At 45.9% G+C, this 11,271-nt stretch carries 8 protein-coding genes; all 8 read right to left on the reverse strand.

The window, feature by feature from the left end; all coding sequences use genetic code 11:
• Nucleotides 1-96: 96 nt before the first annotated feature.
• A complete protein-coding gene (locus FE783_RS24250) occupies nucleotides 97-474 on the reverse strand; it encodes a hypothetical protein (protein ID WP_138881975.1) in 378 nt (125 codons plus the stop codon).
• A complete protein-coding gene (locus FE783_RS24255; protein ID WP_138881976.1) occupies nucleotides 474-1,082 on the reverse strand; it encodes an HNH endonuclease signature motif containing protein in 609 nt (202 codons plus the stop codon). The genes FE783_RS24250 and FE783_RS24255 overlap by 1 nt, the downstream gene beginning before the upstream one ends.
• Nucleotides 1,079-4,408, reverse strand: a complete 3,330-nt coding sequence (locus tag FE783_RS24260; protein ID WP_138881977.1) for an ATP-binding protein — start codon at nucleotides 4,406-4,408, stop codon at nucleotides 1,079-1,081. Before FE783_RS24260 ends, FE783_RS24255 begins: the two co-directional genes overlap by 4 nt.
• Before the next feature lie 4 nt (nucleotides 4,409-4,412).
• A complete protein-coding gene (locus FE783_RS24265; protein ID WP_138881978.1) occupies nucleotides 4,413-5,048 on the reverse strand; it encodes a hypothetical protein in 636 nt (211 codons plus the stop codon).
• Between the two features lie 13 nt (nucleotides 5,049-5,061).
• Nucleotides 5,062-7,383: a dynamin family protein gene (locus FE783_RS24270; RefSeq protein WP_138881979.1), complete on the reverse strand. Its 2,322-nt coding sequence runs from the start codon at nucleotides 7,381-7,383 to the stop codon at nucleotides 5,062-5,064.
• On the reverse strand, nucleotides 7,380-8,711 hold the full coding sequence (locus FE783_RS24275; protein WP_138881980.1) for a dynamin family protein: 1,332 nt from the start codon (nucleotides 8,709-8,711) through the stop codon (nucleotides 7,380-7,382). Before FE783_RS24275 ends, FE783_RS24270 begins: the two co-directional genes overlap by 4 nt.
• Nucleotides 8,712-8,717: 6 nt before the next feature.
• A complete protein-coding gene (locus tag FE783_RS24280; protein WP_202916249.1) occupies nucleotides 8,718-9,635 on the reverse strand; it encodes a helix-turn-helix transcriptional regulator in 918 nt (305 codons plus the stop codon).
• Nucleotides 9,636-10,358: 723 nt separating this feature from the next.
• Nucleotides 10,359-11,267: an HD domain-containing protein gene (locus FE783_RS24285; RefSeq protein ID WP_138881981.1), complete on the reverse strand. Its 909-nt coding sequence runs from the start codon at nucleotides 11,265-11,267 to the stop codon at nucleotides 10,359-10,361.
• Nucleotides 11,268-11,271 lie beyond the last annotated feature (4 nt).

An 11,271-nucleotide genomic window follows, 5' to 3' on the forward strand; every position in this document is an offset into this window, starting at 1 on the left:
CATCACTATCATTCTGACCTTTCAGTTTCTTGCTACAATGTCATTACATAGGGTCAATGAATCGGTCAATTTTACGAACTCTGGTCAGTAGAAAAATTAAAGATATTCATCCTGTGATACAATTTTCACTTCTGGTTGAAGACAAACTGCAATACCTTCATCTTCATCTTTTCTATCATCGATAAGCAAGGCATAATTGCCATTGCGTTTGAACAATAAGATAACTGGGACAAACTGCTGAGAGGCATCTCCTTCAGAAAAATCAGTTAGCAGCTTTTCGACCATTTTTAAACGTTCATTCTTATGGTCACCAAAATCAACAATCGCCGCTTCCTGTTCTGCGGTAATACCATCTTTTTCAAAGTATGCTGCCGCTTTGATGATCACATTATAGTTTTTATTAAAAAGCGAAATCTCCGTTTCTGCTTTCCAACCGACGTTGAAGACAAGCTCACCAAACACTGAATTTATCATTAGGATTCACTGTTTCCTTTCTTAGCTTCAGATATTCCGCCGCTATGCGGGAAATTGGCATGAATTTCGTTAGGGACTTTCTGCATCGTTCTCATATCTCTACATTCGTGCCACGTGTAATTATTGTCTTTGCGCCATTGTGCAACTTCCTCGGGCGCACAGCCCTTCTGGTTGGCTAACTCGATATCCGCCTTATCGAAGTTATCCGAACGTTCGGTAGAGAACGGTTCAATCTCGACGTTGCCTTTACTAACTTCGCTAAAATCCGGCTCGCCGTCCTTATAGATAATCCCGTCTTCAATGCCGTATTTATCGAGCAGTTCCCCCATCGTGATGCCATCTGGGTTAGAACGAGTTCTTCCTTTCACTTCAGATGGGATATAGTCGCGATCAGGCAACCATTTGGAGTCGCCGCGCTCGCCTTCCCAGTGTCCATTATTGCCTTCAATCGGACAATTTCTGAGATTTTCACACACCAAACCTATTGGCTTATCATACTCGCTCATCGGTTTTTCAAACGTCTTGCCTTCCGCCATCTTGCCGAGCGGAGAGTCAGCAAGCCGCTTTTCCGAGATCTCTGCTACTTCCTTAAACGAAGCAATGCTCATAGTTTCGCCCCAACTTTCCCAATTGCCCTTTCTTTGACAAAATCGATCCATTGCATATAAATCCGTTCACGAACTTCCGATTCCTCCTGCTGGACGCTTATCTCCTTCATCAAGCACTGGCTTAGTGCAAGAGTTACTTCTTCGGAGGCAAGGGGTACGAACTGATTCACGAGTCTTGCAAGCTTCTCGGTCAACTCGGCATTATTAACGGAAGTAGACACGCAACTTTCGACTTGCGCACGAACACCAAGCAAGCCCGTAATGCGGCGAGAAAGCTTAATGAATTCGGAAGGGTTCCATATGGACAATTGCCCCTCTGATTGATACTCTAAGATTTGTTCCTCTACAAATTCCCTGTTGTGCGAGGATAAATGAAGCAAAGCCAGGCCATGTTCAATTTCGCTTAAATCGAAGTCCAGCCGTTCACGCACTCTACCCTGGATAAGTAACGACAGGAGCTGCGTCCAAACATTCTGGGGATCTGTCGCCTTCAAACGGACTTTGCTGTCGAACTGTTTTTCATCTATATTACATTTATTCACCTTAACCAACACAGGCTCTGCCCAATCATTCTGGTAAATTGCCGCAATGCCACGCTCCAGCTTTGATAACTCGTCAATCTGCTCTTCATCTAGATTCGCGGCATACCCTACAAGTTCACGATCGCTTCGTTCCGGCAATCTTAGAATAATTTTGGTGTTCGTGTTGCGAATGACGGACATATCCAATAACCCGGGCGACTGATCAGCGATAATAAATCCTTCTCCGTACGTTCTCATCTCTGCAATTGAATTGGCAAGCATCTCTACCGATTTACCGAGAAGATTGGAACTCTCAGCGGACTGCTCTGTAGATGTGCGCTTTAATAAAACATGTGCTTCCTCAAGCACAGTGAGATGTTTAAGCGAACTGTTCGTTTGGCCTGAGGTCATCCGATATTCGTTGAGCTTCATAACGAGCAGTCCCATGATGAGCGACTTGGTTTCCGTTGATCCGATTCGGCTCAAATCTACAATAACGTTTTTGTCGAACAACTCGGCATCAGTTAAATCATCGTTTGTGAAAATGAGACCATTCAATCCATTCGTTAGGGAGCGTACACGGGTGCACAAGGCACCGGAGTAATCACCCTTGCTGTCGGCGGAGTATTTGGACTCATTAATGACATTCTCGATTTGCTCCAGCAGATCTGTAAAGTTTGGAAATACATCGCCCTTCGGATTCTCGGAGGTGCTTAAATTCCAGCCTGCCGCAATATAGGAACGTTCCATCGCTTCCTTTAAGATAGCCGGCATTGCGGCATACATCGGCCAACATACGTTAAGCAATTCAACAAGCCTGTCCAAATGCTCCAAAACGTGAATATCGGGCGGGAAGCGGAACGGATTTATTCGAAGTAAATCCGATTTCTTAGGGTTAGTGCCATAAACCGATACATCGGCAAATTGCCCAAACACATTCTTGTACTCACCCTTGGCCGGCTCAACGACCAGAAACGGGATGCCATATACGTTCCGCAGCTGGTTAAGTATTTCATATACAGTGTTGCTTTTGCCGGAGCCGGTGGAACCTGTTACAAACGTATGCATGGCCATCGAATCTCGATCAAGGCGCACCTCTGTATTGGTTGGGCTTCCCATCGTGAACACATTGCCGAGAATAAAGCCATTCTCGCGATTGCGCTGATTATATTTGACAACTTCCTTCCCGAAATCAGCGTGTTCAATGACGGGAAATCCGCATACGGACTTGCGGGGAAGCCCCATCTGAATCGCGAGCTCGTTGCCGCTTACTAACGAGGAAGCTGTTACGGGAAGCATCGTCGATTTCGTCCGATACGCAAAGACAGGGTGGATAAAATTCGTAATGTACTCCCGAAGCATAGGAATCTGTTCGGTATGATGGCGTCCCCAGAAGTTAATCGCTGACGTTTCTACACCGGACTTCGCGCCCTTCGTCAAGGCCTTGTACGTGCCTGCCGCCATCTCCGCTGTTTCTTGGCTGTCTGACAAGAAATAGGCAGCGCATTCCCACATGCCGAGACTTTCGCATTCGTCAATGCGCTTTAACTGCTGATCAATCCGCTCAAGCGTGTTGATCAGCGTCTTGTTCTGCATGGTTAGCTGCATATTGTCAGAGGTTCCCGATGTTAAGCCTTTTGTCTTGGTATAGTTATCACTTGTGCCTTCATTCGTGGAGTCGGACATTCCGAACGTTTCGGCGGAAGTCTCGCTATTGTTCTCGCTCGTAGAGGTTCCTTTCGTGACCGACTTGGGATTGATAGCGCTTAAGCCAACAGAACCCGCCATGATTGCCCCAGCGGCAGCAAGGCTCGCACCGCCAGTCAGCGGAGCAGTAACAATGCTCGCTACGCCAAGCAAAGCTGTACCAGCTCCCTTCGCAATCATGGCGGCTGTATCGGTCTTCGTCTCGGACTCATTGATTGTCCAACTCGAAGAATGGCTTGTGCCGGTCTGGGTCGAGTGGTTGGTCGAATGGGAAGTGCCCGTTGTCGTTCCTCTTGAGAAAGCATCAGAAACATTCAAAGCGGTATTCGTGCCATAGCTAAGCTGCATATTCGCAAACGGCGAAAGCTGTGTATACACGTTTTCGTATGCATGGCGCGTTTCTGCCAACTGCTCGGTTGGCGTGCTCTTCGCCAATACGATGGCTGTATAGCGTTGCCCCTGCATGGCTAATACTAGCTTGTCGAGCCCTTGAATAAACCGTTCGTTATCGGTGAATTCGGCATCTTTATTGTTAGCGACGCAAGAAACAGCCGCGATGTTCTTCGACTGGACGCCCGACAGAACCTGCTCTGCAGCAGAGTCGAGAAGATCGTTCGTCTTAACGCCAGGGAACTGACCGCGCAGTGCGTTTCTTAACGTATCTTTGAGCGATTTCGTTGTCCGCTTGTCGTCGAGTGTGCGAACGCCCATATAAAAGTCGGTTCTCTGACCATCGCTGTCGGCAATAATGAATACACCGCAGTTCAGGTTTTGTACCGAATTGAATACAGAAGCAAACTTGTAGGTCGAGTACTCATCGTTTTGATAGACCATTTCGGTTATTTTAAACAAACGAATATCGCTAATTTGCTTCAGAATATCGGGGAGTGGAATAATATCAAGCTCGGTGAGCTTGGTTAAGTAGTTTTTGAGCACAATGTCGTCGACAAGCAAGCTCGCCTCGGCAAGCTGACTCTGCAGTGTATCATAGCTTGGGACATTGCTGGTTGGCGGGGCGGAGGTTATTAATTCGCTTTCGCTCTCGACATTCACCGCCACCGTTCTCTTCCCGCCAGTCAAGTCTATAAAATCACTCATAGGACTACCTCCTGTTTGTTGCGGCCCACACGACGGCACCAACGATGACCGCTCCTGCGGCAGCGCCTGCGACAAAGCTGCCTCCGGCAATTGCGGTGGCCGTACCGACGACGACTCCGCCTGCGACGGCTCCAGTTGTGACTCTGGTAGTGCGCAATCGCTTATTTTGCTTACCAATCCATTGCTGTTGCCTGGGACTGGGGGGCGACGATCGCCACGAGCTGCTGGATGGTTCGCGAAAGGTATAATTACCGTTATTAGCACCAACGATTCTGCTACTGCTACTGCCGGGAACCTTACTGATAACGCTGCCGCTTGAAGGTCTTGCTGGTGTATGTGAAGCAACCGGGCGTAGATGTCTAACGATCTCTTTGAGACGACCGATCCGCTCGTGCGAGAAATTGCCGACGACCTGAACCATTAGTTTATTCATGTAGTCGTCGTTCCAGGCGGTTTTATCGTCTTCGAGCTCTCGTCCATCGTGTTCATCATAAAGTCCCTCCATAGTTCGAGCACAATGTTCCATCTCGTGGAATTCAACGAATGTTGGGTCAACAAGTAGGCTGTCCTTCATCATAATTCGGATGCCTATGACATTCCCTGATGCAACGGCGCTTCTGAAAGCATTCGTAATCGCCATGATATTGTTCCCCCTAGATTTCCATAATTAATTCCACTTTGGCTTTGATATGCTCCAGCCAATTGAGCTTGCGTTCCGATTCTTTAATACGTTCATCAGCTTTCTCTTTATCGGTGGCGTAACCCTCCAGCTCAGCAAGCTTTTCCTTGAGCACACCGTCAAGCCTAGTAAACTCTTTATGGAAACGATCAGCGATTCGGTTGGACTGCTGAAGCGCATGTTTGCGAGCAGCCATACCGTTTTCGAATAAGCTCTGCTGTACAGAGCTTAGAAACTCTTGCGCTAGTTCATCGCCTTTAATGTAGCGGATCGTTTTGTAAATGTCGCGGTACTTGGTAACAGACTCGCTCTTAGGCCAAAATTTTACACTTTTAAACCAGCCTCTTGTACGCTCTTTGACTTCATAACTTTCCTGACCGACAACCCGATCTTCTTCGCGTACAAGATGCCTTGCCGAATAGTTTAGTCCCTGTACACTACCATTCATTATTTTTAAGGGATCAATGGATACACTATTGAGATCTTTGGTATCCATTTCATCAATTAATGAACGAAGCTTTTTCTTATATTCGTCCAACAAGGCATCTACTGTTTCTTCCAAGTCCGTTCGGATAAGGTCATCCAGATCCTCTTCAAAATCCGGCTCTAGCTTCTCTACGAACTTCGTCAACCGCACAACTTCGTCCTCGGCATCCTCGAGTGAAAGCTCCTGGCCTCGTGAATCGTCGATACGTTTTGTGATCCGGTTTTGGAACTTTTGTATTACTTCTTCTACCACTACTTTGGAAGACTCAGTCACCTTGGCAACCGCCTCTTCAACGTTCTTCTTAAATTTCTTCGCATCGTGTGCACTATCTATTTTCTCACGGATCAAATCAATCATTTTAACAATCCGCTTACTATCATCGCGGTTTTTAGCAAGCTCGCGCTTCGTTACTTCAAAACAGTCTACTTCATCCAGTTTGTGCATGAATATGTCGACAATATTTTTAATTTTGGCTGTCTTGGCATATTTCTGCACATACTGGCGAATCGCAGCCTCGATAGAGACAATGCCAGTGTGAATTAATGCTTCGTTCGTATCCTCGTTATCTCTGCCATTCCACGCTGCCTTCGTAGACGCAAGCTGGCCATTGATCTCACCGCGAATGCTTGGAGGGAGTGATGCATACGTTTCAAAGTGCAACGTTTCGTTGCGGTTCAACTTCTTAACCTTCATTTCTGTCTCATCAACTGTATCCATGTCCACATCCGCTCCGCTTGCCATCAGTCTAATGTTAAGCGCAGGCAGGGCGGACGCAGGGAATAGATTCGGATTTGCTATGCCATGGTTTTTCAGATACGAGCGTACGCGCTCTAACGTCTGACTTGTATCGCCATCTTCCTTTTTGCGATCATCCAGTTTATTAACAACGAAGATGAATCTGTCCTTCGACTGCTTGCCCCCGACACTCATACTCTCGGCGACGCGATTCAACAAAGCATTGTCATCGTCCGTCCCAAATTCTCCTGTCATAATATAGAGTACGAGCGACTTTGACGATTTGCCAAGAAATTCGCTCTGCACCTTCCTATGTCTGGGGTCACGCGAATTGTTCGGTCCCGGCGTATCAATGAGCACAAGCGAAACATCTTCCGACGAAACGAATGGAATATTTCCCGAAACATGGATGGCGGAAATGTTCTCGCTGGAATTCAAACGTTCCATGATCGGATAAGTTAATTTTGCATGCGTCTCAGCCAGATCGCCCTCTTTATTGTAAACCTCCGCCCCAAATGGTACGGCATCCTGCGTTATGTCCTTAATTCGCGTAATGATTGCCGTGCAAGCCTCTTGCTTGGATGGCATCAGCTTGGTGCCGAGCATCGCGTTAATAAGCGTGGATTTGCCAGCGCTCATTGTTGCCACAACACAAACCTCGAAATCGCTGCTTTTTGCATGCTGGAATGCACTTACGATTTCCACATCTCTGAGCTCATCGAAGGGACCTTGTTGAATTTCTTTGAACACCTCGTCGATAAGCGCTTCTTTATCCGACGTTTCTTTGGCAGGTTTTCTTTCAATCGTTGCCGTCAACTCGCCTCTTACATGTGATTCGGTGAATACATCGACCAAGTCCTCGTAGTCGAGCAGCGTGCCGTGGAACGTCACTTCAAAATTCGTATCATTGTACTCGTCAATAAGGATGCGCGGGAGTTCCTCGACCCATTCCTGCAATCGTGAGCCGTCGGCAGCTTTCTCGCCAAGCTTGCTGTTTTGCGCCAAACGTTTCCCCTCAACGGTAATTTCCGTTTCAAGCTTATATGGATTATACTTTACAAATACTTTTTTCATCGGTCGCTTCCCCCGTATAGTATGTTTTCCAGACCGTAAAGCCCGCATCTCACTGCAAGTGCCGATCGCTCGTCTTTAGCTGCCTGTACTGGAGTGGTGGATTCATCCAAGTAGGTAGACATGTCATACTCCGGCCTACTGAATTTTTTCACGTAGTAGTCATATGCATCTTGCTCATCCTCATTCATGGGCTCGCCATTCTGCTTCATTTTCAACAAGAATGCGAAGTAAGCAGATAACGGACATATGACTGGATTTTCAAATCCGAGATGAACAAGATCATGTTGGACACCCTCAATGCTTGCGGCAATTGAATCATCTGTGCTTTTGAAATTATCAAGTTTATTAAGCACAAAAATGACCTTATCTCCTGGCACATTTTCGGAAACGTATTTCAAGTAACGAATTTCCTCGTCTGTCCCGAGTTGGTTAGCGTTCAGTACATAGATGAGCTTATCGTATTGCTCGTCCAGTATCGCTTTACGGGTCCGTATGCCGTGCTCCCGATTGATAGCGGAATTTACACCGGGAGTATCGATCAGACAAATTCTACTTGGTGAATCCAAATGAACGAAAGAACGGAAATAGGAGGCGATATCACTGCTACCTGCTTGCCCAGCATCCATTAGATCGTCGTATGTCGCATTCAGATTAAGCCGCGGGGCGAGCAAGTAAATGGAGCCATCTTCAACCGGCTTGTTGAACAAGTAACACAGGTTCGCTGTGCAAGCTTCTTGCGATGTTCGAGCGACTTGCTTGCCGATCAGGGCATTGATAAGCGTAGATTTTCCGGCGCTCATATTGGCCGTAATCAAGATTCGCATTTCCTGTTGCGCTGCAAATCTTCGGTTTACCCGAAACTGGTGAATCAATCCCTCGGCAAAAAGCAGCTTTTGCGGGACCGCCTCATTGGTAAAAAGGGCAGATACCAGTATACCCAGTGCAGCGGACTGCCGTTTGTTCAAATATCCCAGCATGATCTTTTGTGCTTTCTCAATCGCGCTCTTATCTGCTGCGATAAGCGCAATGTCACACATAAGCCAGAGGCGATATTTCCACATCCATGGTCTTAACCAGTCATTTACCATTGAACGAATCATGCGTTCACGATTTCCATCAGTTAAGACAACTGCGCTCTCATTTCCGATAAGCATTGAATGGTATTGTGATAACCGAGCGCTTGCGTATTCGGCAAAACCTGCACATCGGTTCACAAGATATTCGAGTATGACATAGTATTGAATCTTAGTTTTTTTCTTCGCCTTCTTTAGCGGATGCGCTATCAAGCTGTGCGAGGTTACAAAATTATTTCGTAGAGTACTTTCCATTCGTAGTTAAAGCACCTCAACCTTCTCTCCCTGGCTTCGCATCCACATATCGACACCATTTCCATAAACCTCAACTGAAATCACATAAATTCCTTGATTTTCCGACAATATCTCTGCCGTCGGCAGCCTATCCAATACAGCGTCAATAGAAGCGCCGCTAAACTTAAACTTCACCCTGCGCAATTCACCTGAATACATGAACTGCACTCGCTTGCGAAACTCTCCGTCGTTGAACTTGTCCTTATAAGGCACTTTAAATTTGGTTCCCGTACCTTGAAACCTTCCAATCCTATCCACACGAAACACCGTGGGGAAGTCATGGCGATCATCGGACATAAATGCAACCAGATAGAAATAGTATTCTGAAAACATAATGGCGACCGGCTTCACTTCATGCTCCCGCTCCATACCGTCTTTACGGACATAAGAAATCCGGACTACTTCGTTTTGCGTTATGTACTGCGAAAGCTCCCATATTTTCTCGAGAAGCTTCTTGCCATGCCTCAATGGAACGTAATAAAACTGCTCGTTACGGATCATGTTCTCGACCTGCTTGCGGTCATTTGTCGTTACCTGCGCTAATAATTTTACAATAAGTGCGTCCAGCTCTTCCTTGCAAAACGCCCGGCTCTCAAGAAGGATTTTACATACAGCTAAAACCTCTTCGTTAGTAATCCACTCGCGCTCCATACGAACAAGGTAGTATCCTGATCGAAATCTGTCATATATGATGGATACCTCCCCATCCGCAAAACGGGTGTCAGCCAAATACACTCTTAATTCGTCAATGTCACGTTGAATCGTTTTTTCTGTTACCCCGTATCGCTTGGCAAGCTCTGCCTTCTTGATGAGTTCACCCCTATTGAGCAGTTCGTGCATATTCAACAGGCGAAACCCTTTATTACCCTTAAAATCAAGGTTCAAGCAAGCTCCCCCTTCTTCAACTCTTTTTCCAACTATATCACAACAAGATGGACATATATTGGGGTTAGGATGTATCCACTTAACTAATTTTCGGATTCACTATAGTTGCATAAACCCATGACATATGACCTAATTTTACACTTTTCGATATGTCGAATGTTGTGGAAATGTGTATAACGCATCGTAATGTATCAAAATATGTGCTAGTTGCGAAGTCATCCGGCGCTATTTGTTCGATAAGCAGAGGTAGCTCCTTGTCCCTGTTACATCATGTAAGTATGGAATTTGTTCCATTCCTGACGGTTCAGATTAACTTTTGGACTGAAAACCTCAACTATACTGGTTGTAAGAAGTTAAATAAATGCGCGGCCAATACTTCACCGCGCATTCGTTCATTGCCTGCACATTTTATGTTCCATTCAGGCTCAATAGTCGGATTGCAGCAAACCAACCAACTGTCTGATTCCTCGTTCAATCGTTTTACACTCAGGGTCCTCCCCATGTATTGGAATTTCTCCAACATACCTTCCCTCACAGGAAAGTGATTCTTGCTTGTTCTATAAATTGCTTTCTTTCGTATGAATCGTCCCTGGACAAATACTCCTCGTTAACTCTTTTATACAGGGAGTATTATAAATTAATGGGAGTTGTGGGAACGGTAATACATCGTCGTTTCTACTGATCCAATCAAACAACCAGTGTACTAATTGAGAGTAAGCATCATTACAGCAGCCCTCTCTTCAGATTTCGGTAAAAATGGTGATAGACTTCATGAGGGTGTAGATAGAACATCTCTTGCATGGCAGCACATGCCGAAATGATCATATCCGTCCCATCCGAATTAATCTCAAATTCAATCCCGCGGCAGGTTAAATAACGATACATCTCTTGTTTGTCAGCATAGCTGTCTTCCTCTGAATTGCGATAACGCTCTATCAAATCAAAGACGGATTTCTTGAAATCTAATAAATCTCTCCCCTCCAACTCCCCCTCTAATTGGCTAACACGCTCGGGATCAGCGAATAAACATTCAAACACAGCATCGTAGAACTTCTTGTTTCGACGGCAATTCTTTAGGTCTTCAATAAGCTCCAGGTTCATGAAGAATGACTCAACTTCATCCTGAAACATATCCAATAACGGGAATCGCGATCCGTATCCAAGGCTTTCTATCAAGCTGGTATAGTACCATTTCTGATCATCATAACCTCGTTTAAATTTGTTCCATGCCGTATTCCCATAGAGTGAAACATCTCGTCTAATAGAACGAAGATTATGCAGCTTGTCCGCACACGCCAATTGCCTAGTGGCAAGATCTGCACTTTTCAGGAATTCCAACGTATGTTGTTTTCGTTCTTCCCAAGATAAGTGCTTATCCGGTTCAGAAGCCCCCTGCACAAGCCTTAGTACCTCGGATCCGAATCGGCTGCGAATATCGTCCTCCGTAGTCTCCGTATCCTCCAATGTATCGTGAAGTAAACCCGCGATAATAACTCCCTCATTGCATTTGGCTTCAAGCAAAATCATACCTACCCCAAAAGGGTGGCTGATATAGGGAATTTCTGTTCCCTTCCTTAGCTGGTTTCGATGCGCATGTGCTGCAAATTCAATAGCAAAATCGATCTGATTCAAGCTT

Origin of the sequence: Paenibacillus mesophilus (genome assembly GCF_005938385.1) — a bacterium.
GTDB lineage: Bacteria > Bacillota > Bacilli > Paenibacillales > NBRC-103111 > Paenibacillus_AB > Paenibacillus_AB mesophilus.

Bases quoted from the DNA above. Each gene is read 5' to 3' on its own strand.
- FE783_RS24250 (WP_138881975.1), bottom strand. From the start codon at position 474: ATGATAAATTCAGTGTTTGGTGAGCTTGTCTTCAACGTCGGTTGGAAA.
- FE783_RS24255 (WP_138881976.1), bottom strand. From the start codon at position 1,082: ATGAGCATTGCTTCGTTTAAGGAAGTAGCAGAGATCTCGGAAAAGCGG.
- FE783_RS24260 (WP_138881977.1), bottom strand. From the start codon at position 4,408: ATGAGTGATTTTATAGACTTGACTGGCGGGAAGAGAACGGTGGCGGTG.
- FE783_RS24265 (WP_138881978.1), bottom strand. From the start codon at position 5,048: ATGGCGATTACGAATGCTTTCAGAAGCGCCGTTGCATCAGGGAATGTC.
- FE783_RS24270 (WP_138881979.1), bottom strand. From the start codon at position 7,383: ATGAAAAAAGTATTTGTAAAGTATAATCCATATAAGCTTGAAACGGAA.
- FE783_RS24275 (WP_138881980.1), bottom strand. From the start codon at position 8,711: ATGGAAAGTACTCTACGAAATAATTTTGTAACCTCGCACAGCTTGATA.